The sequence below is a fragment of the Micromonospora sp. NPDC049662 genome (assembly GCF_040675055.1).
Lineage (GTDB): Bacteria > Actinomycetota > Actinomycetes > Mycobacteriales > Micromonosporaceae > Micromonospora.
This window is the reverse complement of the sequence record NZ_JBFAOC010000007.1, coordinates 154,718-180,332: the sequence shown is the minus strand read 5'-3', so window position 1 is coordinate 180,332 and position 25,615 is coordinate 154,718. Positions and strand designations below refer to the sequence as shown.

Below are 25,615 nucleotides of genomic sequence, written 5' to 3'. Positions count from 1 at the left end.
GATGCGTCTACGCGGCGGCCGGGATGACGGCCTCGATGAGGTGCGGTCCGTCGTCGGCCAGCGCTCGGGAAAGCTGTTCCGCGAGTTGCTCGGCGGTGGTGACACGACTGGCCGGCATGCCGAAGGCGTTCGCCAGACCCACGAAGTCGATCTGTGGGTTGGCCAGGTCGAACAGCGGATTTCCGTCCGGGTTGGTGTGACCCGGACGATTGCTGAAGTACTCCCACTCCTGGCGCAGAATCGCGTACGCGCGGTTGTTGAGGACGACGTTGGTGATGTTCAACCCCTCGCGTACCTGCGTCCACAGCGCGGTGACGGTGTACATGACGCAGCCGTCCGCCACCAGCGCCAGTACCGGCCGGTCGGGTGCCGCGACGGCGGCGCCGACGGCGAGGGGCAGGCCGTCACCCATCGCTCCGCCGGTCTGCATCAGCACGTCGTGGCGGGGAGCGCCAGCGGTGGCGGCAGCCAGGGCGGTGCCGGAGCTGACACTCTCGTCGATGACGATGGCGCGTTCCGGCAGCAACGCCGCGACGACGTCCGTCCAGTTCCGCAGGGTGAGGTTGCCCGTCGGCAGCGCCGGTCGACGCGGTTCGGTCACCGGGGTGGTTGCGTCCGGGGCCACCAGGTCGGCGAGTCGGTCGAGCGCGCCGACGGCGTCCTGGCCAACCTCGGCCAGGACGTGCGTCTGCGCTCCCTCGGGTACGAGCAGGCTCGGTTGATCGGAGTAGGCGAAGAAGGAGACGGGTGCCTTGGTGCCCGCGACGATGACGTGCCGTATCCCGTGCAGTTGGTCGAGCACCTGATCCGGATAGAAGCCGAGCCGGGGAAACATGGGCAGGCCGGCCCCACGCTCGACCCGGTTGGAGTACAACTCCTGGAACACCCGCGCGCCCGTCGACGCCGCGATACGGCCGGCGGCCAACAGACCCGACTCCCGCAGCACGGTCCCGCCGATGATCAGGGCGGTGGACTCCCCGGCGCGAAGGACCTCCGCGATCCGCGTGAGCACGTCCTGGCTGACGGCCGGCGTCGCGCGGGGCGGCATCGGCGGTGCGGCCGTGCCTCCGTCCGACCACGACACGTCCGCCGGCATGATGACGGTGGCGATCTGACCGGGTGGCTCCAGGACGGCGGCGAGCGTGGCCGCGCCGTCGGGGCCGGCCCCGGCCGCGTCCTCGGGTCGGCGAACCGGCCCTTGCAGCCATCCGCCCAGGGCGGCGATGTCCGAGTTCAACGGAGGATCGAAGGCGGTGTGGAACGTCGCGTGGTCGCCGACGATGTTGACCACCGGCGAGTTGGCGCGTCGGCTGTTGTGCAGATTCGTGAGCCCGTACGCGAGTCCGGGCCCGAGATGCAGCAGGGTCGCCGCCGGCTTGCCCGCGATACGGGCGTAGCCGTCGGCCGCGCCGGTGACGACGCCCTCGAAGAGTGCGAGCACTCCGCGCAGTTCGGGGACCGACTCCAGCGCCCCGACCAGGTGCAGCTCGGTGGTGCCGGGGTTCGTGAAGAGCACCTCCACCCCGGCGTCGGCCAGCGTCCGCAGCAGTGCTTCCGCGCCGTTCACACCCACCACCTCACCGACGGCTGAACCAAGAATGATCCGATCCTAAGGGTGCATTTCGGACTAAAGTGGTGACGCTCGTGAAATAGCTCGACGGGGATCGGGGAACGCGGGATGAAGCCGGGCTACACCGAACGCACTTACCAGGCCCGACGCCTGGACGTCGGTGTCGATCGACCGTTCGAGGAGTTCCGGCGGCAGTACGAGCAGGCAGTCCCGCGCTACGACGCCGCGGCGTTCGACGCCCTGGTTGCCCGCGACGCCCCCTGGGACGACGTGCTCGCCCTGATGCGCGAGCGTGCGCCCCACGACTTCCTCATCTACTGGAGCAGTGGCGAGCTGCGGCCGATGATGGGCCTCGCGGGTGACGCCGGCAACGCTGTCGAGTACCTGATGGGCAACCACACCATCGCCGAGAAGATGTACCGGCACGACCCGACCGCCATGCTGTACGCGCCGTTGCGCACGATGATCGGCGATGGGCCCGACCGCGGGGTGCGGTTCGTGATCGAGCAGCCCAGTCGCACGTTCGGGTCGTTCGGCGTGGAGGCGATCCACGAGGTCGGCCTGCAGCTCGACCGCGAGGTCGCCGCCCTCCTGGCACATCTCGAGCTACCCGTGCCAGCGTCCCTGTCGAACTAGCGCGCGGGTTCGTCAGGGCCGGATCGCTTCGATGACGATCACGGTGATGTTGTCGTGTCCACCCTCGTCGATCGCCAGGGCCACGAGTTGTTCGGCGATGTCCCCGGGGTCGGCGTCGGAGTCGAGCGCGGCCCGTATCCGTTCGTACGGCACGTACGAACTCAGTCCATCAGAGCACAACAGGACTCGGTCGCCGGGCTGAAGCTGGAGAGGCCTCAGGTCGGCCGACCGGCCGTCGGCCCGTCCGTCGAGGAAGCGGGCTAGCCTCCCGGGGAGGTTGGGCACCTCCTCGGCGTCGGCGACGAGGTGTTCGTAGGTGTGATCCTCGCTGATCTGCACCAGGGCGTTGTCGCGGGGGCGCTTGCGTCGGATCAGGTAGGCACGAGAGTCCCCAACGTTTGCCACGACCGCATCACTGCCGGCATGCAGCAGAGCGACGAACGTGGTGCCCATCCCGGCCAGATTCGGGTTCTCGCGGACCTTCCTTCGTAACTCGTCGCTCGCGTCGTTGATGGCCCGTCCCAAGGAGTGAGCAAGATCCTCAGGATCCACCAGGCGGTCGTACGCCTTCACGGCAGCGACGACTGTGCTACTCGCGATGTCACCGGCGACATGGCCGCCGAGGCCGTCTGCAACCACGTACAGCCACTGTCCTTGGCTGTGGGAGTCCTCGTTTCGTCTGCGGACGAGGCCCTGGTGCGTCCGGCTGGCCGCCGCGAGAGTGAGGGCCACGGTCATGACCCGCTCCTCGGCTCGCCGTCAGGCCACGGCTCCTTTGCGTTCGCGTCGCGGTGCAGGACGTGGACCGTCTCGACTCGGTCGCTCGCCACGACGTACTCGGTCACCTCGACCGGCTTCTGGTCGCCCCCGGAGGTGCCGACCCGCACGATCTCCAGTACGGGCAGGTTGGTGGGGATCTCCAGAAGAGCTGCCTCGTCTCTGCTGGGCATCCGGGCGCGGTGAATCTCCATCCAACTGATCGGCCAGTGGCCGGCCTTTTCGATGTGGTGCAGCCACTCGCCCGCCGCCGGGCTCGCGTCCAGGTTGGCCACGATGTCGGCGACGCGTGGGTGAATCCACGAGATGTTGATTTGGAACGGGGCCTCGGACGCTGGCCCGGTAACCCGGAACCGGCGCAGCACTTCGGTGCCGGGCTCCACTCCCAGAAGCTTGGCGACGCGGGGGTCGTCCAGTCGGGCCGGCAGGTTGACGGCCTTGCCGTGGCTGACCCACACCTCCTGGCTGCTTGCCGAAGGGAATGAGTATCCGGTTGCCTGCTCGTTGCGCTTGACCAGATCGCCGCGGGGTCGACGTGGACGTATCGTGCCGTATCGAACGGCGATGCCCCGCCCCTGGACGGCCCACACGTAGCCTTCGGTCTCCAGCAGGGCGATGGCCCTCCCGACTGTGTCGCGGTTGGCGTCGTACTCGGCCGCGAGATCGTTGAGGGTCGGAAGCCGGGCACCCGGTGCCCATTCTCCGGCTTCGATCCGTTCGCGGATCGTGGACGCGATGTTCAGGTAGCGCGAGTGCACCGGCACGTCAACGCCCTTCCCGGTTGTCCATAGACAAGCCTTGACTCTGGGTCAGATTGTCCCCAGACTATCCCCAGGGATTGTCCCAAGACAATTGGTCTCGATGAGGCCGAGGTCGGGTCGGCCGTCGCGACCGGCGCGCGGGGAGCCCTCAGGAGGAGGATGTCCATGACGAGAAATTGTGGCGATCCAGAAGCGTCGCCCGCGAGCAGTCCACCGATGCTGGAAAGCCCGACGGTTGTCGTGGCGGAAGTGCCGCAGGTCTTCGTTCTCATCAAGGATGAGAAGGTTGTCGGCTACCTCTTCGACCTTCCCTCGGGTGCGGTCGCCATCCTGGATGGTGCGCGGGAGATCTTCCGGTCGGACTCCCTGGACGACTTCGCCAGGTTCTTCGGCCCCTTGCTGGATCTCGACATCGCCAAGGTCAGGCAGGACCGCTAGACGTGCGGTCTCTGGCGGTCCGGGACGTGGCCGGTGGCGGGCGGGTTGATCCGCCCGCCACCGATTCCCATCAGGTGACCGTGACCGTGACGGTCAGGTTGAGTGAGCGGGTCTCCCCGCCGGTGTAGGTGATCGTCACGCGGGCGGTGAAGGTGCCCTTTCGCGGGTAGCTGTGACTTGTCGACCGCAGCGTCGCGCCGTGCGCCACCGCGCCGTTGTCGCCGAAGTCCCACGCGTAGTCGGTGATGCTCTGCCCGGACGGCGCGGTCGCGGTGGCGGTCAACGTGGTGGTCAACGGCGCGGCGCCGCCGGTCGGGTTGGCCGCGATCGTCAGGCTTCCGCCCGGCTCCTGCTTGACGCCGGCGCCGTTGAACCGCATCCAGTCCAGCGACATCAGGTCCGGCGTGCCGCCGACCTGCGCGGTGTTGACGAACTTCGCGTACAGGGTGGTGGTGCCGGCCGGTTTGTTGGTGAGCGTGACCGTGGGGGACACCAGGTTGTCCCATCCGCCGGTGGAGCCGATGGTGGCCGTACCGATCAGCGTGCCGGTGGGTGAACCGGTTCGCAGCTCGATGGTGCCGCCGAGTCCGCCATTGGTGACCCCGAGCGTGACCGAGCCGATGTTGCGCAGGTCCACCGGCCCGTACGCCGCCCAGTCGTTGTGGTCGACGTCGCCGAGCCGCTTGCCGGCGCGGGCGGTGGTCCGGTCGTTGACGATCAGGCCGGACTGGGCGCTGAAGTGCTCGGCCTCCCTGCTCTTGGGCTGCAGCTGGATCCGGGTCGAGCCGGTCAGCGCCGGCACGCCGGCCGCGCCACCGTCGGTGTACTGCGCGGTGATCAGGGTGTAGAGGTTCTGTCCCGGCCCGTGCCCGTCACCGGCGTCCGCCTCGGTGGCCAGCAGCCCGGAGCAGCCGGTGTAGACGTCCAGTGGGTGGGCGTGCGTGTCGTGCCCGAGCTGCGTCTGGACGGTCACCTTCGCGCAGTCGATGGTGGTGTCCTCCGGGTCGGTGACCGTCACCGTGTACGGGATCTTGTCGCCGAAGTCGAAGAAGCCGCCGTCGGGCACGGTGATGGTGACCGTCGGCCGGGTGTTGCCGACCACCACGTCGGTGACGGCGGTGGCGGTCAGACCGTTGCCGCTGTTGCGGACGGTCAGCCGGGCGGTGAATTTCCCGGCAGCCGAGTAGGTGAAGCTCGGGTTGGCGGCGGTGGAGTCGGTGGTGCCGTCGTTGGTGAAGTCCCAGGCGTAGCTGAGGGCGGTGCCGTCGCCGGCCGTCGCGCCGGCCGAGGAGAAGCTGACCGTGAGCGGCGTAGGCCCGGTGTCCGGACTGGCGGTGATCTTCGCGGTCGGTGGTCGGCCGTTCGCCACGTAGTCGATCCGGTAGATGCCCGCGCCGGCGTTGCTGCCGCCGCGACCGCTGCCGGTGCCCTCGCCGAAGTCGATGACGTAGAGCGAGCCGTCCGGGCCGAACTCCGCCTCGAAGGGCTGGATCCAGCTCATGTTCTCGAAGATCCCGTTGATCGACTGGAGGTCACCGACGGCCGTGGGGGCGAAACGTGAGTTGCTGAAGGTCTGCGCCGTCCGGTGGATCGAGAGCGTCTTGAACCACCTGCGGGTGAACTCGTACGTGATCCACTTGCCGTCGAAGTACTCCGGGAACTTGGTGGTACGGGTGTTCGCCGGGTCGAAGTCGTAGACCGGCCCGCTCATCGGGCCGCCACCGCCGGTGCCCACCTCGGGGAACTGGGCGGAGGCGGAGTACGCGTACCAGACCAGCGCCGGCTTCGCCGCTGGCAGGGTGGTCAGGCCGGTGTTGTTGGGGGAGTTGTTCACCGGCGCGGCGCAGGTGAACTTCGCCCCGGAGGTGCTGGTGGCGAAGTTGTAGTCGTTGAACGGGATGTTGTTGCCCACGCAGTACGGCCAGCCGAAGTTGCCGGCGGCGGTGATGCGGTTGAACTCGACGGTCCCCTCCGGTCCACGGTTCGCGTCTGCGGCGCGGGCGTCCGGGCCGTAGTCACCGACGAGCACCGCGTTCGTTCCCGGCTCGATGGTGATCCGGAACGGGTTGCGCATGCCCATCGCGTAAATCTCCGGTCGGGTCCGCGCGGTGCCGGCGGGGAAGAGGTTGCCGCTGGGCACGGTGTACGTACCGTCGGCCTGCGGGGTGATCCGCAGGATCTTGCCGCGCAGGTCGTTGGTGTTGCCGGCGGTGCCCTGGGCGTCCCAGGCGGCTCGCCCGGACTGCTCGTCGATCGGGGTGTAACCGCTGGACGCGAAGGGGTCGGTGTTGTCGCCGATCGCGGCGTACAGGCGACCGGCCGCGTCCATGGCCAGCGATCCGCCCATGTGCGAGTTGGCCCGACCCACGCCCCGGTACGTCGGGACGGTCAGCAGCCGCTTCTCCGAGGAGAGCGCGACGCTGTTGTTCGCCACCGTGAACCGGGACAGGTTGAGCTGTTTGAGGGTCTTGTCCGACCAGAGCAGGTAGACCCAGCCGTTGCTGGCGAAGTCGCGGTCCAGGGTCATCCCGAGCAGGCCGTCGGACTGGTCGGTCATCGCCGAGGTGTACGCGAGGTCGAGCAGCGTGGTGACCTGGAGCGTGTCCGAGTCGACCACCTTGAGCGCGCCGGTGCGCTGGATGTAGTAGACCCTGCGGTCGGGAGCGACGGCCAGCTCGAACGGGTCGGCCAGGTTCTCGGTGACCAGCCCGACGCGTTCGAACGTGCCGGTCCTGCTGGCCGAGCAGTCGCCGGCGACCGCGCCCGCGGCCCACTCGATGCCGTAGCGCAGGTGCTCCAGGAACGTGGCGCTGCTGAACTGGGAGCTGGCGTGCCCACCGGCGGTGAACCAGGACCGGCCGCCGTCGTAGCGCTGACACCAGGAGTACGCGTGGTCGACGCCCTCGTCCAGGCCGCTGATCCCGTCACGCACCTTGATCTGCGCGAGGGTGTGCACGTTGCCGGTCGGGTTGGTCCGCCAGTTGTACCACTCCTCGCTCTGCTCCCACAGCTCCGGCAGGTTGCGGGTGGAGGGGTGGGCGCGGTCGAGGACCTTCACCCGCCCGGGGTACGTGCCGCCGGTGGCCGAGAAGTCCGGGTGGTAGTCGAAGATGGTGCCGACCAGACCCTCGTACCAGGACCAGTCGCGTTCGCTGGCCGACGCGGCGTGCAGGCCGGCCCAGCCGCCGCCGTTGCGGATGAACGTCTGCAACGCCGCGCGCTGGCTGCCGTTGAGCAGGTCGCCCGAGGCGGGGGTGGAGTTGGTGTTGTTGAAGACCAGGGCGTCGAAGGTGGCGAGGTTGGCGTCGGTGAAGGCGCCCGCGTCGGTGGTGGCGACGACCTCGAAGTTGTGGGTGGCGCCGAGCTGCTGGATCGCGGCCACGCCGGCCGGGATCGAGTCGTGGTAGAAGTTGGTGATCTTCGAGAAGACCAGCACCCGGAAGCGCGGGGCGGCCTCGGCGGGCAGGGCGGTGGTGGTGCTCAGGACGGTGGCGACGGTGAGCAGGGCGAGGCAGATCGCGCGCAGGTGTTTGGGCATGGGGGCGCTCCCTGTCGGACGGTGAGGGTCGGAAAGCGCTTTCTCGATGCCCGCATCACGGTACTGACAGCCAGTTATGAGCGTCAATAGACACGAGGTAAGCGGTTTCCTGGCGGGCTGCCGCAGCGCGACGCGGGTACGGATAACCGCACCAGGATCGTTCGGGTCGCCCGGATGTCCGGATCGCCGTCGGCGTCGAGGGTGGAACACATGGACAACGTGGTGGAACTCGACGGCGTGACCCGCACCTACGGCTCGCGCAGACGGCCGCTCGCCGCCCTTCGCGGCATCTCGCTCGTGGTGCCGGCCGGCACGTTCGTGGCGGTGATGGGAGCCACCGGCTCGGGCAAGAGCACCCTGCTGCAGTGCGCGGCGGGGTTGGACCGGCCGACGTCGGGGCGGGTCCGCCTGGTCGGCCGGGACGTCACCCGAATGCGCGAAGGCGCGCTGACCCGGCTGCGTCGCGACCGGGTGGGTTTCGTCTTCCAGTCGTACAACCTGCTGTCGGAGCTGACGGTGCGGCAGAACGTGCTGCTGCCCCGGCGGCTGGGTGGACCGCGTCCGCGCCCACTCGACGAGGTGCTGGCCGAGGTGGGTCTGTCCGGGTTGGCCGGTCGGCCGGTCGGCGAGTTGTCCGGCGGCCAACGCCAACGGGTCGCCATCGCCCGCGCGCTGGCCAGTCGTCCCGCCGTCGTGTTCGCGGACGAGCCGACCGGGGCGCTGGATCCGACGACCGGTGAGCAGATGCTGCGCTTGCTGCGTGACGGGGTGGACCGGGCCGGGGTGACGGTGGTGATGGTCACCCACGATCCGATGGCGGCGGCCTGGAGCGACCGACTCGTCCTGCTGCGCGACGGCGAGGTGGTGGCGGACGGCCCGACACCCGATGCGGCACACATCGGGGAGCGGCTGCGTGCCACCACGGGTGACCCGGCGGTGGCCCGGTGAGCGCGGGACTGACCCGGCAGGCGCTGCGCAAGCAGCCGTGGGCCTTCGCCGGTCCGTTCGTCACGCAGTGCCTGGCCGCCGCGCTGGTGTCCGGAGCGCTGGGCGCCAGCTCCTCGATGTCCGGCGCGCGGTTGGACCCGCCCGCCCGGCAGGTGCTGACCGAGAGCTCGATCCCCGAGATAGCCACGCTGTTCGTGGTGGTGTCCGTGTACCTGACCGCGTTGATCGTCGGACTGACCATGACGTCGTCGATCGCCCGGCAGGCGCGGGACATCGCGCTGGTGCGAGCGGTGGGTGCCACTCCCGGCCGGGTGCGCCGCGCGGTGGCGGCCCAGGCCGCCGTGGTGGCGGTGCCGGCGACCGTGCTCGGCGTACCGCTCGGTGCCCTGCTCGCCCACGCCTGGCTGGCGGGGCTCACCGGACACCAGGCGATCCCGCCCGGCGTGACGTTCCACCCGTCGCCTGCGGCACTGCCCGCGGCGCTGGGCATCACCGTCGGGGCGTCGGTGGTTGGCGCGCTGACCGCCGCGATGCGACCAGCACGGGTACGCCCCGCCGCCGCGCTGACCGAGACGGCCGTCCCGCGGCGTCGGATCAGCCTGCTGCGTACCGCGATCGGGGTGGTCCTCCTGGCCGGCGGCGTCGTGCTGTCGATCCTGATCGCGAAGGGCGACCCGGCCAAGGCCGGTGAGTCGAGTCTCTTCACCATGCTGGCGATGTGCGTGGGAGCCGGCTTCCTCGGCCCGGTCCTGCTGCGGTTGGCCGCTCCGCTGACGCGACTGTTCGGGGGTACCGGGGCGCTGGCGGCGGACAACCTCGCGGTGCGCGCCACGGCGCTGTCCGGCGCGCTGGTGCCACTGGTCCTGGCGATCGCGTTCGCCACGGTGAAGGTGGTCACGCACACCACGTCCGCGCGTGTGCACGGCGCTCCCGACCCGGCGGCGCAGGTGTGGACGGAGTATTCCGGCACCGCCGTCTACGTCGCCTTCGCCGCCGTCGCCGCGGTGAACACGCTGGTGACCGTACTCCTGTCCCGACGCCGGGAGCTTGCGGTGACCCGGCTGGTCGGCGCGAGCAGGATGCGCGCGCTGGCCGTGGTCGTCTGCGAAGCCCTGCTGGTGACGGTGACCGCCCTGGCGGTCAGTACCGTGGTCGCGATGGTCACCATGGTGCCGATGCTGCACGGCATGCTGGGCACGTGGATGCCCTACCTGCCACCCGGGCAACTGGCCGGCGGCCTGGCCGTGGTGCTTGGCCTGGTGCTGCTGGGCACCGTCGTGCCGGCGCTGGTCGCGATGCGCCGCCCGGCGGTGGAGTCGCTGGCGGTGGACCCGTGAGGTCCGTCGTCGGCGTGGTCCTGCGTGCTCCGACGACCGCCCGTACCTGGCGTGAGGTCGGATACACGGTCACCGGCACCGTGCTGGCCGTGCCGACGTTCGCGATAGCGCTGCTGGGGCTGGTGTTCTCCGCGCTGTCGCTGCTGACGATCGGGCTACCACTGCTGACCGGTGTGCTGCTGCTCGCGCGGCTGACCGTTCGGTACTTCCGGGGGCCGGCCCGGCTGTTCCTCGGCTGGAGCTGGCCGAACCCGCCGCCCGTGGGCCGCCGGGGGACGGGCCCGGTGCGCTGGGCACGCGCGGTGTTGACGGACGCCAGCGGCTGGAAGGCCCTCGCGTACTGCTTCGCCCGGCTGCCGCTGATGGCCGCGGGGGCGTACCTCGGCGGGGCCCTTGTCGTCGGAGGTCTGGTGGGCGTCACCTACCCCGTGTGGGTGCACCGCTTTCCGCAAGACCCGCCGTGGGGCGGCTCCTGGGCACTGGCCGCGCAGGGGTTGACCGCGCTGCTGGTGTTCCCGTGGTACTTCCGACTCATCGTGTCGCTGGACCGGTGGCTGGTGCGGGCACTGCTGGAGCCGGGACCCGAGCGGGTCCGGATAGCGGCTCTGGAGGCCAGCCGGGCCGCGCTGCGGGCGGACGCGGCCGCGCTGCTGCGGCGGGTGGAACGGGATCTGCACGACGGTACGCAGGCCCGGCTGGTCGCGCTCGGCGTGGGTCTGTCGCGTATCGAGGGGCGAGCCGGTGAGCCGGAGCTGAAGGCGATGGTGGCCCAGGCCCGGGGCTCGGTGGTGGAGACGCTGACCGAGCTGCGGGACATCGTGCGGGGCATCCACCCGCCCGCGCTCGACACCGGCCTGAGCACCGCGATCGAGACCCTGGCCGCGCGCAGCGCGGTGCCCGTCGAGGTACACGTGGACCTGCCCGAGCGCCCGACACCCGACCTGGAATCGGCGCTGTACTTCAGCGCCGCCGAACTCCTCACCAACGTGGCGAAGCACGCCGGGGCCAGCCGGATCCGGCTGGACCTTCGCGCGCAGAATGGCGTCCTGCGCCTGACCGTCAGCGACGATGGGCGCGGCGGGGCGCGATCCGGGAGCAGGGGTACGGGTCTGGCGGGGCTGATCCGACGAGCTGAATCGCTGGACGGCGCGCTCTGGCTGGACAGTCCGCCCGGGGGACCGACGACCATCACCGTGGAGCTGCCGTGCGCGTAGTGATCGCCGAGGACAACCCGTTGCTGCGCGACGGGATCACGTTGCTGCTGACCGATCACGGGATCACCGTCGTGTCGGCGGTGGACAACGGTGACGACCTGCGCGCGGCGGTCGACGAACACCGACCGGACGCCGCGGTGGTCGACGTACGGATGCCACCGACCTTCACCGACGAAGGCCTGCGGGTGGCGTTGGCCATCCGGGCGGCCCACCCGGACACCGGCGTGCTGGTCTTCTCGCAGTGGGTGGAGACCCGGTACGCGCGGCAACTGATCGCCGAGCACCCGGGTCGGGTCGGTTACCTGCTGAAGGACCGGATCGTCAGCACCGAGGACTTCGTCGACGCGCTGCGCCGGGTGGCCGCCGGCGGGACGGCGCTGGATCCGGAGGTGGTGCGCCAGTTGTTGGCGGCGCCGTCGGTGGACGCGGGCGTCGCCCGGCTCAGCGAGCGGGAGCGCGAGGTCCTGGGGATGCTGGCCGAGGGCCGGTCCAACCTCGCCATCTGCGAGTCGCTCCACCTCGCCCCGCGCAGCGTGGAGAAGCACGTGACGGCCATCTTCACCAAACTCGACCTACCCCAGGCGCGAACCGACCACCGGCGAGTTCTCGCCGTACTGCGCTATCTGAACGCGGCACGCTGATCTCTCGTGGCAAGGAGCGGCCCATGCACGTCAGTCTCGCGACGAGCGCCGGTAGGGCCGGCCGGCCGAACGAGGACTTCGTGGGGGCGGTGCCCGGCGCTCTCGTCCTGCTGGACGGCGCCGGCATTCCAGGGGCCGAGGCGTTCTGCGCGCACGGGGTCGCCTGGTACACCCATCGTCTCGGCGGCACGCTGCTCGGCGGTCTGTCGCGGGCCGACGGGCGGGGCCTCGCGGCCATCCTCGCCGACGCCATCGCTGAGACGGCCGCCGCGCATCGCGCCACCTGCGACATCACCGATCCCAGCAGCCCGCAGGCGACCGCTCTGATGGCCCGCGTCCACCGGGGACGGCTGGAGCACCTTCTGCTCGCGGACTCGTACCTCGTGCTCGATGAGGTCGGCGGCGGCGTGCGGGTGGTCACCGACGAGCGCGAGGTGGTCGCCCGGCGGGAATGCTCGGCGCCCCTGGCCGGCATCACACCCGGAACCCCGGAGTACGACCGCATCCGCGCCTCCTGCGCCCTGGCACTGCGCGCTCGTCGGAACCGGCCGGGCGGTTACTGGATCGCCAAGGACGATCCGCGGGCGGCGTGGGAGGCGGTGACCGGGAGCGTCGCCCTCGACGAGTTGCACGGCATCGCGGTGCTCAGCAACGGTGCCAGCCGGATCGTCACCCCGTACGGTCTGACCGACTGGCCGGGGGTGCGGGAACTACTTGCCGCCGACGGGCCGTCCGGCGTCATCCGGCGTATCCGTGCGTTCGAGGCGCGGGTGAGCGGCGACCCCGACGCCGTGGTTCCGGACGATGCCACTGTGGCCTCCTGCGGATTGCGATGAGAGCGCGTAAGGCCTTCTCCTGAGCGTGATCTGTCCAATTCTTCGGAACTGTTGTCAGCCCATCTTGTTGCGTACCGAAACTGTTGTCGGATCCCTGACTTCGCCCGTTCGTTTGGGGCATTTCGGTGCTGTGGCCCTGGCGGGTGGCACTTCGTTTGTGCTTTATTTTGACCCCTGCCGGGCCTTGCTCGATCTTGTCTGGTGTCTCCACTTGATGGTCGGACGGTTTCTACCATTTCTCGGCGAAGGAGTCTTCCGTGGCGCAGACGGTTCCTGTGCGGGTGGGTGCGGTCGAGGTGCTGGTCGAGGTCGTGCCTGCGGCTGGTTCTCAGCAGACGTCGACACCGGGACGCGTCGATCGGGCGGTGGACTACGCGGCAGGCGCGTTCGAGCGGGCGCAGTCGGCGGTGGAGGAGATCGCCGTGTCGACGGCGCGCACGGTCGGCCGGGTTACGCGCCGGGTCGGTAGCCCGGAGTCGGTCGAGGTCGAGTTCGGGCTGAAGGTGTCGGCCAAGGGTGACGTGATCGTTGCGGGCGCCGCGGGTGAGGCATCGCTGAAGGTGAAGATCACCTATGGCGCGAGTGCCGACCCTGTGCATCTCGGGCCGGGCGAAGCGGCCCCGGACGACGCGGACACCGAAACTGAGGCGCCGCAGGACGGCGCGTAATGACGGTGCGGGTGGCCGGCTACGACTTTCTCGGCTGGGTTGCTGCTGATGGCGCGTCGCCTGCCGGCACCTGTTTCCAGGTCGAGGGGGGTGTGCTGGTCACAGCCCACCACGTTCTCGTGGATATCGGTGCGGCGGCGGTGGGATCCATGGTGCGGGTCGGGCCCGTCGGCGTCGGTGCGGGATGGGACGCGACGGTCGAACGCTTCGACGAGGTGCACGACCTGGCGGTCCTGCGCGCCGAGCGGCCGCTTCCGGGGTCGGCGTCGCACCTCGTTGTCTCGGACGGGGTGCGGGACAACGAGGCGGTGACGACGGCCGGCTACCCGACGGTCGAGGACGACGGGCACGAGTACGAGCTGCTGACCGCTGGAGGCCACTGGCGCGGGCCGGCGCTGCGGGACGGCGTGTTGTGGTCACGTCTACAGGCGGACGCGGTGATGCCCGGCATGAGTGGTGCGCCGGTGCTGCGGGCGTCCGACCGGGCGGTGGTCGGCGTGGTTTCCGGCCGCTACAACTCGCAGGACGGCTGGCTGGCCGGCGCCGTGTGGGTGTCGCGGGTGGAAGACCTGTCCGCGCTGCTGGAAGGGGTGGCGTCGGTCGTCGTCGAGGAGACGACGCCGGCCAATGGTCTGCTGGACCTGGTGCTGACGGTGTCGCAGTCAGAGGTGCGCCTGTCGGGGTGTGGCCAGGACGTGACCGCGGAGCATCGTGGTGTCTCGGCTGGTCTGGCCAACGCCTTGCACGACGTACGCCGGGAACGCGCTCGGCTACGTGCGGTGGTACGTGACCTTGCGACCGGTGGCCAGGCCGCCGGCGTGGTGTCGTTGCGGCGCGCCGGCGAGCTGATGGCGGAATCATTTCTGCCGGTCGCGGTGGCGCAGGCGCTTGCCCGGGTGATCCGCCGTGCCCAGCGGGAGCACGTGCCGGTGCGGGTGGGGGTGCAGGCGCCGGACTGGTGGTGGCTGCCGTGGGAGGCATTGCCGGAGCCGGTGACCGGCCGTCCGGTGGTGCTGCACGAGCTGGTGTCGGTGTATCGGAGGGTGGATGTGGCCGGCTCCCGATCGGCTGCGGCGCCGGGGCCGTTGCGGATCGTGGTGGCGATCGCCTCGCCGGAGGCCGGCAGTGGTCCGCTGCTGGATTACGAGCGGGAGTTGGGCAGTGTCCTGGACGCGGTGCACGGTGCGCACCGCAGCCGGGCGGTGGTGCGGATCGTGCCGTTCGCCACGACGGCGGCCATCCGTGCGGTCCTCGCCGAGGACACCACGCATGTGCTGCACCTGTCCGCACACGGTGCGCCGGGCGTCCTGCACCTGGAGGACGAGCAGGGGCGTCCGCGGTCGGTGGACCCGGAAACCCTGATAGCGGAGGCGATCCCGGAGGGCCGGATGCCGCGGGTGATCTCACTGGCGGCCTGCTACACCGATGTCGACGGCGAGGACGGCGCGGGGTCGTTCGCCGCCAGGCTGGCCCGGCGGGGCGCGGGCGCGGTGATCGCGACGCAGACCTCGGTCACCGACGTGTACGCCACGAGGCTGTTCGCCGCCGTGTACGCCGAGCTGGCGGCATCGGCGCGGCCGGATGTGGTCGCGGCGGTGGCGCAGGCCCGTCGGCGCGTGCAACGAGACCTGGCCACCGGTCCGGACCCGTTGACCCAGGCGGTCGGGGGCATGGACGAGTGGAGCGTGGTCAGCGTGCTGGCCGCCACACCCTCGGTGGCCGTCGCGGACGGCACCGCACCAGCCGAATCTCGCGCGGAGATCGTGCCGGACCTGGGCGGCCTCCTCGCCCGGCCCGTCGGGCAGTTCGTCGGTCGCCGACCCGCCCAGCGCGTTCTGCCCGGCCTCCTCAGTGACGGCACCGGTACGGCTGTGCTGCTGCACGGCATCGGTGGGGTCGGGAAGACCACCCTGGCCGCCGAGGTGGTGCGCCGCCTGCTGGACACCTCGCCGGACTGGCGTCTGGTCACCGTGACCGGGCCGGTCACCGTCGACGGGCTGTTGACCGCGCTCGCCGACGCGGCTCGCCGGGAACTGGTGCTGCGGACACAGTTCAGCGGCCCGCCGATGGTCGCGGTGCAGACGGCCGGTCGGGTCGACCTGCCCTGGTCGGACCGGTTCGCGCTGCTGCGCGACCAGGTTCTGGCCGGGGTCAGGATCCTGGTGGTCTTGGACAACTTCGAGGACAACCTGATCCGTGACGGCGGCATCGACGGCGGCTGGTCAGTCGGGGATTCCGGGCTGGCGGGACTGCTGGCCGCATGGCTGACCAGCCCTGGCCGGAGCCGGCTGCTGATCACCAGCCGTTACCGGTTCGGGCTACCCGTTCCGGCCGCCGAACGGCTGCATCCCTACCAGGTGCCGCCGTTGAGCCTGGCCGAGACCCGAAAGCTGCTGTGGTCGCTGCCCCGACTGGACCGGCACGCCGCCGATATCGACGCGGTGCAGCGCATCTGGCAGACCGTCGGTGGGCATCCTCGGGCCTTGGAGTACCTCGACGCGCTGCTGCCCGGCAATGGCGGCGACCCGGCCGGACGGGGCCGCTTCGCCGACATCACCCGACGCCTCCACCACGCCGTCGAAACACGGCTCGGTACTGCCGGCACGGCCGCCTGGCTGGCCCAACAGCGCACTTTGGACGCAGCGCTGGCTGACACGGTCACGCTGGCCGCCGACGATGTCCTGCTGACCGAGCACCTGACCCGCCTCGACGCCATCGAGGGCGCGGTCCGGCTGCTGGCCGGGATCAGCGTCTACCGCGAACCCGTCGACGTCAACGGGCTGCTCTTCCAGGTCGGTGTCGCGAAGCCGGATGCCGAACAGCAGCCCGGCGACATGGCGGAGGCGGCCGCGGAGATCACGGACCTGCTGTCGCGTTATGCACTCGATCTCAACGGGCTGGCGGAGGCAATCGGGCAGGACAGCCCGCTGACCCCGGTAGACACCGAACGTCTCGTCCGGCTTCTTGAGCAGGCACGCCGACCGCCTCAGCCCCCGTTCACCGCACCACCGGGGATGGCCGGGCTGGCCCAGAAACTCGCCACTACCAGTCTGATAGCGATCGTCGATGACGGCCGGATCGTGATGCACCGCTGGACCGCCGCCGAGCTGCATCGCCACTGGAACAGCGACCAAGGTCCGCACCACCGCCCCGGGCTGGTCACCGCCGCCCACCGGGCCGCCGCGACATACTGGCAGTGGCGCGTGGGGAGATGGCCGCAAGATCGGCTCGACGACCTCCACGATCTCGGCGAGAGCCGGCACCACCTGCTGGCCGCCGGCGATCTGGAAACCGCCGGCACCATCACCGAGCACATCTGCAGCCAACTCGACGAGTGGGGGGCCTGGGACCGAGAGGCCAGCCTCATCCACGACACCCTGCGCTGGCTTCCTGAAAATTCACCCCGTCGGCCGGCCTGGTACCAGCAGCTCGGCATCCTCGCCCAGCTTCGCGGCGACTACGCCGAGGCGGAGCGTCGTTACCAGCAGTCCCTGGCCATTGAGGAGGCGCTGGGGAATCAGGCCGGCATGGCCAGCAGCTATCACCAGATGGGCATCCTCGCTCAGTATCGGGGTGACTATGCCGAGGCGGAGCGTCGTTACCAGCAGTCCCTGGCCATCGAGGAGGAGCTGGGAAACCAGGCCGGCGTGGCCGCCAGCTACGGTCAGCTCGGAACCCTCGCCCAGCTTCGGGGTGACTACGGTGAGGCCGAACGCCGTTACCAGCAGTCTCTGGCGATCAGCGAGGGGCTGGGCAACCGGTCCGGCATGGCTGCCAATTACCACCAGCTGGGTATCCTCGCGCAGGGGCGGGGTGACTACGGCGAGGCGGAGCGTCGTTACCAGCAGTCCCTGGCGATCAAGGAGGAGCTGGGGAATCGGTCTGGCATGGCTACCGGTTACCACCAGCTCGGCATCCTCGCTCAGTATCGGGGTGACTATGCCGAGGCGGAGCGTCGTTACCAGCAGTCCCTGACCATCGAGGAGGAGCTGGGAAACCAGGCCGGCATGGCCGCCAGCTACGGTCAGCTCGGAACCCTCGCCCAGCTTCGGGGTGACTACGAGGAGGCCGAACGCCGTCACCAGCAGTCTCTGGCGATCAACGAAGGGCTGGGCAACCAGTCCGGCATGGCTATCAACTACCACCATCTGGGCATCCTCGCGCAGGAGCGGGGTGACTACGGCGAGGCTGAACACCGTTACCAGCAGTCCCTGGCGATCAAAGAGGAGCTGGGGAATCAGTCTGGTATGGCTGCCAGTTACCACCAGATGGGCGTACTCGCTCAGCTTCGGGGTGACTACCGTGAGGCCGAACGCCGTTACCAGCAGTCTCGGGCGATCAACGAAGGGCTGAGCAACCAGGCCGATATGGCCACCTCAATCAGCCAGCTCGGGACTCTGCGTACCGAAATGGGGGAATTTGGCGAGGCGGTGACCTTCCACTGCCAGGCCCTCGCGATACGGCTCGGGATCGGCGTTCCCCAAGCCGGCTTCAATTTCGCCCGGCTCCGTGAGCTCCGCAGGATGCTCGGCGAGCACGATTTTCGCGGCGCCGTCATCGCTGCCCTCGACGAACAATCGGTGCGGACGCTGATCGCACTACTGGACCAGGCGGAAGGTCCAGAGCAGGAAGACGGCACAGGGCGGTCCGTCGTTGGCGAGGAGTAGGGGCACGCCGTCTTGCCGTGCCCCTACGGCAACGGGTTCGGCGTGATCTGATGCCGTGGTGGAGTACGAGTTCGAGGATGCCGTGTGGGAGTGGCGCGGGCCATCGCCGTACCACTTCGTAACGATTCCAGCCGAGTGCGTCGACATGGTGCGTCAGGTGGCATCCGCCGTCACCTACGGCTGGGGGATGATCCCGGTCGAGGTCCGGCTTGGGCGAAGCCGGTGGCGCACCTCGCTGTTCCCGAGGGACGGGGGCTACGTCCTTCCGCTGCGGGACTCGGTGCGCAACAAGGAGGGCATTGCCCTCGACGACGTCGTGCACATCCACCTCGCTGTCCGGCCGCGGTAGGGCGGCTCGCCCACCCGCCCTGGTCGGACGCTGAGCCACAGCGTCCGACCAGGAGGGCTGCTAGAGGTACGGGCGCGTGATGAGTTCGATCGCGTGTCCTGCCGGGTCCTTGAAGTAGACCCCTCGGCCGCCGTGCTCGGTGTTGGTTTCACCTGGCCGCTTCATCTGCGGGTCGGCCCAGTACGTGACGCCTCGTTCCTGGATGTACGCCAGGCCACGCGCGAAGAGCTCGTCGTCGACGAGGAACGCGTAGTGCTGCATCTGGATGTCCACCGGCGGCTCGGCGAACTGGAGCAGCACCCCCTCGTCCAGCAGTACATTGACGAACGGCCCCCACGAGGGCGCCTCCGGGAGTCCGAACAGTTCCCGGTAGAAGGCCGCCGACGCGTGCTTGTCCGTCGAGGCGATGATGGTGTGGTTGAACGTGACCGTCACGAGTACCCGTCTTTCGGTCGATCCGAAGACCCGACCGGAAGCACACGGCGTCCAGCAGCCGTACTGATTTGACAGACCCCGGAGGCGAGAACGCCCCGGACCCATGCGGGAGACGCGTACGCGTCGATCTCGGCATGGCGGCTGAAGTAGCCAGAACCTCCGGGGGTAGGCCCATCTGGGGCGCATCAAGAGGCTAACACGATGCCTTCTCACGTGCGTGACCACCACCTACCGCCGAGCGAACGCGAAGCTCGGACGTTTGGCTATCGTCTCCGGCATGGCGATCGATCTCTCCGGCGTCGTCGGCGCGGCCTTCCTCGCGGACGGCCCGGCCGATGGTGTCGACCTCAGCCTGTTCGGGCAGTTCGCGGGCTCCTGGACGCTGGACTGCACCGAGTACGAACCCGACGGGTCGTCGACCGTCCGTCGTGGCGAGTGGCACTTCGGGTACGCGCTCGGCGGGCGGGCGACCACCGACGTCTGGATCCTGCCGGGCGTCGAACACGGCGTCAGCGTGCGGTTCCCCGACCCGTCGGCGGGTGCGGGGGTGTGGCGTTCGACGTGGGTGGGCCCGGCCCGCCGGCGGACACACACCTTCCTGGCGTCCCGGGTCGGCGACGAGATCGTGCTCGACGGCGGTGACCTGCGGTGGACCTTCTCCGACATCGGTGCCGACGAGTTCCGCTGGCGCAACGAGGCGCGGCAGCCCGACGGGGAGTGGCGACTCCAGCAGACGTTTCAGGTGTGGAGGTCGTCCTGAACTCGCCAGCACATTCTGGGCCTGAGCTACGCCCCAGCCGTCGCCAACAGCAGCGCCTCCGCGCCGACCGGGCGGAACCCGGCCGCCTGGAAGGCGCGCACGCTGCGGGCGTTGCCGGCCGCCTGCTGTGCCCAGAGCGGTTGCCCATCGGGTACGAGATGTCGGGCGGCCGTGGCCAGCGCCCGCCCCAGGCCCCGGTGGCGGCAGTCCTCGTCGACCTCGATCGCCGTCTCCCAGCGGCCCGCCACGCCTCGGCCCAGCACGACCACCCCGCCGTCGGCGGCCCAGACCCGGACGTCGTCACGACGGCGACGAGCCCGGCCCGCGCGGGCGTGACCGGCGTCCGGGACTTCGGTCAGCCGCAGCGGGGGCGGGCCGGTTAGCGGACTCGCGACGGTCAGCAGGTCGATGGTGTCGGTGCGGCGCCCGGTGCGGTCGAGCAGCGCGACGAGGAAACGCGGATTCATCGTGGCCGCCAGGCCGTCGCAGTCGATGGCCGCCAGCGTGTGGCGTACCCATTCGGGGTCTTCGTTGGTGAACACCACGGAGTGCGCGGTGAACGCGATGACGCCGGCGTCGCGGTGGCACGGCTGCGGTACGACGGTGGTCCCGCCGTCGGCCGGCGGGAAGTGCCCGTCCGCCGCGGCGCGCAGGATGACGGCCAGCGTACTCTCGGCGATTGTCGTCTCCTTGGGTCGGCGGAACGCGCTCGGCGGCCGGCGCGTCACGCGCCGACCGCCGAGGTGGTTCGGGTTCAGCTTCCGGTGCAGCTGGCGGTGGTGCCGCTGCCGTTTCCGGTGCCCTGGAAACCAAAACTGGTGCTCTGGCCTGCGGCGAGTCGTCCATTGTAGCTCTGGTTCGCGACGGTGACGGTCCCGCTGCTACCGGTCGCGACACCGTTCCACAGCGAGGTGATTGAGGCGCCACTGGGCAGGTTGAGGGTGACCCGCCAACCGCTGAGGGCGGTGCTTCCGGCGGTGACGGTGACGTTGGCGACGAAGCCGCCGTTCCACTGGTCCTGCACGGCGTAGGTCGCGGTGCAGGCGGCGCCCGTCGGCGGCGGCGTGGTCGGTGGGGGCGTGGTCGGCGGGGGAGTCGTGGGCGGCGGAGTGGTGGGCGGCGGCGTGGTCGGTGGAGGCGTGGTCGGCGGCGTGTCGCCGTCCAGCGTCAGGTTCTTCTGCTGGACCGTCCACTGGGTACGGCACAGGCCGCAGTTGGGCCCGACGAAGTTGGCGCCGGCGGTGGTGTCGCCCTTGAGCCGCCACTTGAGGTAGAGCACCGCGACGCGGCCGAACTCGCCGCCGTTGGTCTGGTCGTACGTGCCGCCGTGCCCGACGTTGAGGTTGCCCATGAAGGCGGGCAGCGTGGACGGCAGCTTGCCCCAGTCGTCGATGGCGTTCGGGTAGGCGATGTCGCTGGGCCCGCCGATGATGTAGGCGATCGGCTTGGTCAGTCTCCTGAGCTGGTAGTCGTCGGCGTCGTTGAGCAGGCCGCTGCTGAAGATCCCGGTGGTGGTGACGCGCGGGTCGTTGGAGACGGCGTACGCCTCCAGCCCGCCGCAGGAGAAGCCCGCGACCGCGACCTTCGTCGTGTCGATCTTGTTGAAGTATTTGCTGCCCTGCCGGGAGTTCTCCGCGATGGCCCAGTCGATGGACTGGGTGAGCATCTGGGAGTTGGTGGAGCCGGAGCCGTTCGGGGCCCCGTTGGCGATGGCGAGGAAGCCGTGCGAGGCGATCTCGCGCAGGAAGTTACCCTGCGAGAGGCCGTTGGCCGAGCAGCCGCCGTTGCCCCAGACGAAGATGGGCAGGCGCTCGGACGGAAGCGTCTGCGGCCGGAAGATGGTGTGGTTGGTCAGGCTGGCCGAGGTCTCGTAGTCGGCGGGGTAGGGGCCGGAACCGCCCACGGCGGCATCGGCCGGCGTCGCGCCGAGCGTAATGATCATCGAGGCGATCGGCACCACGGCGGCCGCCAACCCCGCGTAGATCTTCGATCTTCTTCTCATGCGCGCCTCCAACGGATGTCACGGTGGGGCTCCCCGCGGCGGCGGTGGCGGCGGTACGTTCGCGCGGCGAGCGCAGGCCACGGGCCAGGTCGATAGGTACGTGTCGACCACCCGGCGGGGTCCCCACAGGCGATCCGATGGGAGCGGTGTGCAGTTACTATCACTGCCGCAACGAAAAGTGTCAATGTCTGGAGAGGTCTCAACGCCGGCTTCGGCGTGCCGGCCCGATGCCACCCGACCCGGCCGTCGGGAGGTCCTCCGAGGCCTCGAAGTGGGTGATCCACGCGGCGGCGTCCGGCCAGTGCGGTGTCGCCACCTCGACCAGCCGCGCCTGCGCGAGCGCGCCGAGCGCGGAGTGGATCTCCAGGAAGGTGTCCCTGGCCTCCTGGCGGGGCCACGGCTTCGGCAGCAGGTGGTCGGGCAGGTCCGGGTCGATGTCGGCGAACCGCCGCCAGGAGTCCATGGCCGAGGTCCGGGCCACCAGCGCCCGCGCCGCGTCCACCTCGTTGTCACGTACGGCCGCCCGCAGCGGCGCGTACCGCCGGATGAAGCGCGAGTACTCCGACGCGAGAGCGGCCAGGTCGTACGCGCCGGCCGGACCGTGTGGTCCGGACTCCTCGTCGAACCGGACGTGCATCACCGACCACCGGGCGCCCTCGACCTGGTCCAGCAGCTCGCTCAGCGCCCCCTGCGCCGGCGCGGCGTCCGATCCCGGCCGGATCCACACGCTGTCGTACAGGCCCGCGAAACGTAGCGCGCCCAGTGTTCTGCGTACGGCGTGCCGCGACGCCTGCCCGGAAGTCGGGATCGAGAAGGAGGCCAGCACCCAGTCGCCCGTCCAGTGTGGTGGCCGAGCGCCGAACGTCAGGAAGTGCCGCATCCGCACGCGATGCCGGGCGATCGCCTCGGGCGTCAGGTGGTAGACCGGGGGCCGTCGGCTCGCCCTCATCGCGATCAGGCCCCGCTTGACCAGTCGGGACAGGGCGGCACGGGCACTGGACTGGCTGACCCCGAACTCCGCGAGGATCGCGATGACCGCCGCCGACGGCAGGTCGGCGTCCGCCGAGTCGAGATACTCGCCGAGTACCGTCGCCAGCAGGTGCTGCGGGCTGGACCCGGTCTGCGCTCGGGGAGCTCGCACGTCATCACCGTTCACCTCACCAGATTGCCGCACCGGGCGGTGTGCAGCCCGTCAGGTCAGCGCGGCCGCCCTGCGCAGCAGCACCGATCGTTCGCGCTGGTTGGCGCAGAGCCCGGCCGCCGCCTCCAGCTCGGCGCGGGCCTCCGCCCGCCGACCGAGCCGGGCCAGCAACTCGCCGCGTACGGTCGGGACCAGATGTGATCCGGGGAGTCGGCCGGCGGTGACCAGCTCGTCCACGATGGCCAGCGCCCGCGCCGGACCGGAGGCCATGGCCACGGCGACGGCCCGGTTGAGCTCGACGACCGGTGACGGCGCGACCCGGCTGAGCGCGTCGTAGAGCCGCACGATCCGGGTCCAGTCGGTCGCCTCCACCGACGGCGCCGACGCGTGGGTGGCGGCGATAGCGGCCTGTAGACCGTAGGGGCCGAGGCGACCGGTCGATGCCCTGGCCAGCGCGGCCAGCCCCCGGCCGATCGCGGCGGCGTCCCACCGCCGTCGGTCCTGATCCTCGAGCAGGACCGGCGTGCCGTCCGGGCCGACCCGGGCCGGGAAACGCGCGGCCGTCAGCTCGCACAGCGCGAGCAGGCCGTGCACCTCCGCCTCGTCGGGCTGGAGCGCCGCCAGCGCACGGGCCAGTCGGATCGCCTCGTACGCGACGTCCGGGCGCAGCAGGTGGTCGCCCGACGTGGCCGTCGACCCCTCGGTGAAGATCGCGTACAGGACGTGCAGCACGCCGCCCAGGCGTGCCCGGCGCTCGCCGGACGGCGGCAGCTCGAAGGGCACCCCGGCCGCCGCGATGGTCTTCTTGGCGCGGGTGATGCGGGCCTGCACGGTCGGCACGGGCACGAGGAACGCGCGGGCGATCTCCTCGCTGGACAGCCCACCGACCACGCGCAGGGTCAGCGCCACCCGGGCCTCGGGGGAGAGCACCGGGTGGCAGCTGACGAACATCAGGGCGAGGATGTCGTCGTCGATCCGGTCGGGGTCCACCTCCTCGTCCAGCGCCGAGCCGACCGCCGTGTCGGTCGCCAGGAGGGCGTACCGCTCGCGCAGCGCGCTCCGGCGGCGGATCGTGTCGATGGCCCGTCGACGGGCCGTGGCCATCAGCCAGCCGGCCGGATTGGCCGGGGACGCGCGCGGCCACGACACCAGCGCCTCGGCCACCGCCTCCTGGGCGGCGTCCTCGGCCAGCCCGAGATCGCCGGTGAACCGGGTCAGCGCGGCGACGATCCGCGCCGACTCGACCCGCCAGACGGCCTCGACGTCGGCCGTACCCATCAAATCTCGCCGTCGTTCCCGCTGCCCGCCGGGACCTCGTCGGCCTCCGCCACCCGCCGGACCTCGATCTTGGACCCGCGGACCGCCGGGACGCGTGTGGCCCACTCGACGGCCTCCCGCTTCGAGTCGACGTCGAGCAGGAAGTAGCCCCCGAACAGTTCCCTGGTCTCGCCGTACGGGCCGTCCGTGACCATCGGGGCGTCGCCGCCGAAGTCCACCACGACGCCCTGGCCCGGATCGTCCAGTCCTTCGGCCGCGAGGAGGACGCCGGCCTTCAGCATCTCCTCGATGAACTGGCCGGTCGCGGCCATCGCCTCGTCGATCGACGCCATCATGGCCGCGTTCGACTCGTCGGTGCCCCGCATGATCAGCATGTACTTCGCCATTGCCCTCTCCTCCTTCGGCGGGGTCGCCGCTCGCCCCTCGCGCCTCTTCGTCGAACGAGCTGACCGCGCATCGACACCGTCGCAGAGAATTCTCCGACGGTGCGGCGCGGACTCGCGCCGATGCCGCGAAGCGGGCCGTCACAGGTGGTCGACGCGGACGGCGACCCTGCTCGACCTCGTCGGCGGCGTCCCCGGACGCCACCGCAATGCCGCCGGATGGACGCCCGGACTCCGCTCGGCTCGACCGCCCTTATGAAACAGGACCCAACGCCCAGGAGGGACGCCAGGTCGGCGCGGGCAGCGGCGTCAGCCCCGCGCAGTGGTCGAGCACCGCGCGTAGCCCCGGGTGCGGGTTCGCGCGGCGCAGGAGGAGCGAGAGCGGGTACGCGAGCGTCGGGCGCGCGATCGGGATGCGGCGCAGGTCGTGCGTCGCCGGCCAGAGGTACCTGTCGCGCGCGCCGACCAGGGTCGCCACGTCGGGGGATTCGGCGAGGACGTCGAGGAGCACCTCGTTGCCGAAGTTCGGCCCGGCGGCGTCGATCCGTAGGTCGAAGGCCTCGGTGAGCTGGTCGTAGAAGTCCGCCCACTCGCTGTGCGGCGCGATGCCCGGCACCCAGATCCGGTGCCCCCGAAGCTGGGCCGGCGTCAGCGTGCGCGCGGCGGCGAGCGGGTGCCGTGGGCCGACGAGCAGTTCCAGCGCCGAGTCGAAGGCGTGGACCATCCGCACGTCGCGCGGCAGCGTCGTCGGATCGGTGACGGACCGGAACGAGGCGTCGACGTCGCCCGCCTGGATGGCGGCGACCGCCTCGCGCGGGTCGTTGACCCGCAGTGTCACGACGTCGAGGTCGGTCTGCGGATGGGAGCGCCAGTAGTCGTGCAGGACCACGGCCTGCGCGGAGCGCAGGCCGAGAACGTCGATCCGCAGGGCCCGCGAGCCGGGCCTGATCGCGGCGACCGCGCGGTCCACCCCGGCGACGATGCCCCGGGCGTGCGGGAGGAACGCCTGGCCGTCGAGTGTCAGCTCGACCCCTCGGGGGGTACGCGTGAACAACCGGACCGCCAGGGCGCGTTCGAGCGCCGCGATCCGCTTGGAGATCGCCTGCTGCGTCACCCCCAGCTCGTCGGCCGCGTGCTGCAACTGCCCGAACTCGGCCGCCCGCACGAACGACCGCACCGCCTCGGTATCCACCGGCTCATTATGCCCATCCACAACTGCTGGTTGTGGCTCGCGGG

The 25,615-nt window shown here is 70.5% G+C and carries 22 protein-coding genes; 11 read left to right on the top strand and 11 right to left on the bottom strand.

Annotated features, from left to right (window positions below; translation table 11 throughout):
* Window positions 1-7: 7 nt before the first annotated feature.
* On the bottom strand, window positions 8-1,567 hold the full coding sequence (locus AB0J36_RS08350) for an acetolactate synthase large subunit (RefSeq protein WP_357169686.1): 1,560 nt from the start codon (window positions 1,565-1,567) through the stop codon (window positions 8-10).
* A 111-nt stretch (window positions 1,568-1,678) separates the two neighbouring features.
* Between AB0J36_RS08350 and AB0J36_RS08345 the strand changes: the two genes are divergently transcribed.
* On the top strand, window positions 1,679-2,206 hold the full coding sequence (locus AB0J36_RS08345; RefSeq protein ID WP_363660332.1) for a hypothetical protein: 528 nt from the start codon (window positions 1,679-1,681) through the stop codon (window positions 2,204-2,206).
* Window positions 2,207-2,218: 12 nt separating this feature from the next.
* Here the strand turns inward: AB0J36_RS08345 and AB0J36_RS08340 are convergent, their stop codons facing one another.
* Window positions 2,219-2,944: a protein phosphatase 2C domain-containing protein gene (locus tag AB0J36_RS08340; RefSeq protein WP_363660331.1), complete on the bottom strand. Its 726-nt coding sequence runs from the start codon at window positions 2,942-2,944 to the stop codon at window positions 2,219-2,221.
* Entirely contained in the window at window positions 2,941-3,741 is an 801-nt protein-coding gene (locus AB0J36_RS08335; protein WP_363660346.1) for a GntR family transcriptional regulator, read from the bottom strand. The genes AB0J36_RS08340 and AB0J36_RS08335 overlap by 4 nt, the downstream gene beginning before the upstream one ends.
* A gap of 219 nt (window positions 3,742-3,960) precedes the next feature.
* Here AB0J36_RS08335 and AB0J36_RS08330 point away from each other — a divergent pair, with 219 nt between their 5' ends.
* Window positions 3,961-4,182 (top strand): hypothetical protein, encoded by a 222-nt coding sequence (locus AB0J36_RS08330; protein ID WP_363660330.1) that lies wholly within the window; start codon window positions 3,961-3,963, stop codon window positions 4,180-4,182.
* Between the two features lie 70 nt (window positions 4,183-4,252).
* Here the strand turns inward: AB0J36_RS08330 and AB0J36_RS08325 are convergent, their stop codons facing one another.
* Entirely contained in the window at window positions 4,253-7,720 is a 3,468-nt protein-coding gene (locus AB0J36_RS08325) for a ThuA domain-containing protein (RefSeq protein ID WP_363660329.1), read from the bottom strand.
* A gap of 210 nt (window positions 7,721-7,930) precedes the next feature.
* On the opposite strand from AB0J36_RS08325, the gene AB0J36_RS08320 reads away from it, so the two are divergent.
* The 8 genes from AB0J36_RS08320 to AB0J36_RS08285 all read left to right on the top strand — a co-directional run bounded on the left by AB0J36_RS08320 (window position 7,931) and on the right by AB0J36_RS08285 (window position 18,380).
* Window positions 7,931-8,668 (top strand): ABC transporter ATP-binding protein, encoded by a 738-nt coding sequence (locus tag AB0J36_RS08320; RefSeq protein ID WP_363660328.1) that lies wholly within the window; start codon window positions 7,931-7,933, stop codon window positions 8,666-8,668.
* Window positions 8,665-10,005 carry an FtsX-like permease family protein gene (locus AB0J36_RS08315; protein ID WP_363660327.1) on the top strand — a complete coding sequence of 447 codons (1,341 nt, stop codon included), beginning with the start codon at window positions 8,665-8,667 and terminating at the stop codon, window positions 10,003-10,005. Before AB0J36_RS08320 ends, AB0J36_RS08315 begins: the two co-directional genes overlap by 4 nt.
* Window positions 10,002-11,219, top strand: coding sequence for a sensor domain-containing protein (locus tag AB0J36_RS08310; protein ID WP_363660326.1), 1,218 nt, complete (start codon window positions 10,002-10,004; stop codon window positions 11,217-11,219). The genes AB0J36_RS08315 and AB0J36_RS08310 overlap by 4 nt, the downstream gene beginning before the upstream one ends.
* Entirely contained in the window at window positions 11,210-11,860 is a 651-nt protein-coding gene (locus AB0J36_RS08305; protein WP_357169707.1) for a response regulator transcription factor, read from the top strand. Before AB0J36_RS08310 ends, AB0J36_RS08305 begins: the two co-directional genes overlap by 10 nt.
* A gap of 23 nt (window positions 11,861-11,883) precedes the next feature.
* On the top strand, window positions 11,884-12,696 hold the full coding sequence (locus tag AB0J36_RS08300) for a hypothetical protein (protein WP_363660325.1): 813 nt from the start codon (window positions 11,884-11,886) through the stop codon (window positions 12,694-12,696).
* Window positions 12,697-12,953: 257 nt separating this feature from the next.
* Entirely contained in the window at window positions 12,954-13,364 is a 411-nt protein-coding gene (locus AB0J36_RS08295; RefSeq protein WP_363660324.1) for a CU044_2847 family protein, read from the top strand.
* Window positions 13,364-18,031, top strand: coding sequence for a tetratricopeptide repeat protein (locus AB0J36_RS08290; protein WP_363660323.1), 4,668 nt, complete (start codon window positions 13,364-13,366; stop codon window positions 18,029-18,031). The genes AB0J36_RS08295 and AB0J36_RS08290 overlap by 1 nt, the downstream gene beginning before the upstream one ends.
* 58 nt (window positions 18,032-18,089) lie before the next feature.
* A complete protein-coding gene (locus tag AB0J36_RS08285) occupies window positions 18,090-18,380 on the top strand; it encodes a DUF1905 domain-containing protein (protein WP_357394606.1) in 291 nt (96 codons plus the stop codon).
* Between the two features lie 60 nt (window positions 18,381-18,440).
* Here AB0J36_RS08285 and AB0J36_RS08280 read toward each other — a convergent pair whose 3' ends face one another.
* Entirely contained in the window at window positions 18,441-18,815 is a 375-nt protein-coding gene (locus tag AB0J36_RS08280; RefSeq protein WP_357394608.1) for a VOC family protein, read from the bottom strand.
* Window positions 18,816-19,092: 277 nt separating this feature from the next.
* On the opposite strand from AB0J36_RS08280, the gene AB0J36_RS08275 reads away from it, so the two are divergent.
* The gene (locus AB0J36_RS08275) at window positions 19,093-19,575 is read left to right on the top strand and encodes a hypothetical protein (RefSeq protein WP_357117983.1); all 483 of its coding nucleotides are present in this window, start codon (window positions 19,093-19,095) and stop codon (window positions 19,573-19,575) included.
* Between the two features lie 26 nt (window positions 19,576-19,601).
* Here the strand turns inward: AB0J36_RS08275 and AB0J36_RS08270 are convergent, their stop codons facing one another.
* The 6 genes from AB0J36_RS08270 to AB0J36_RS08245 form a co-directional block, all read right to left on the bottom strand.
* Complete coding sequence (locus AB0J36_RS08270; protein WP_357170559.1) at window positions 19,602-20,255, bottom strand: GNAT family N-acetyltransferase; 654 nt, start codon at window positions 20,253-20,255, stop codon at window positions 19,602-19,604.
* A gap of 74 nt (window positions 20,256-20,329) precedes the next feature.
* Window positions 20,330-21,577: a cellulose binding domain-containing protein gene (locus AB0J36_RS08265; protein ID WP_357169722.1), complete on the bottom strand. Its 1,248-nt coding sequence runs from the start codon at window positions 21,575-21,577 to the stop codon at window positions 20,330-20,332.
* Window positions 21,578-21,776: 199 nt separating this feature from the next.
* Complete coding sequence (locus tag AB0J36_RS08260) at window positions 21,777-22,718, bottom strand: PaaX family transcriptional regulator C-terminal domain-containing protein (protein WP_357394612.1); 942 nt, start codon at window positions 22,716-22,718, stop codon at window positions 21,777-21,779.
* Between the two features lie 51 nt (window positions 22,719-22,769).
* Complete coding sequence (locus AB0J36_RS08255; protein WP_357117994.1) at window positions 22,770-23,996, bottom strand: sigma-70 family RNA polymerase sigma factor; 1,227 nt, start codon at window positions 23,994-23,996, stop codon at window positions 22,770-22,772.
* Window positions 23,996-24,382 (bottom strand): YciI family protein, encoded by a 387-nt coding sequence (locus AB0J36_RS08250; protein WP_357394615.1) that lies wholly within the window; start codon window positions 24,380-24,382, stop codon window positions 23,996-23,998. The genes AB0J36_RS08255 and AB0J36_RS08250 overlap by 1 nt, the downstream gene beginning before the upstream one ends.
* A gap of 250 nt (window positions 24,383-24,632) precedes the next feature.
* On the bottom strand, window positions 24,633-25,571 hold the full coding sequence (locus AB0J36_RS08245; protein WP_357394618.1) for a LysR family transcriptional regulator: 939 nt from the start codon (window positions 25,569-25,571) through the stop codon (window positions 24,633-24,635).
* Window positions 25,572-25,615: the final 44 nt, after the last annotated feature.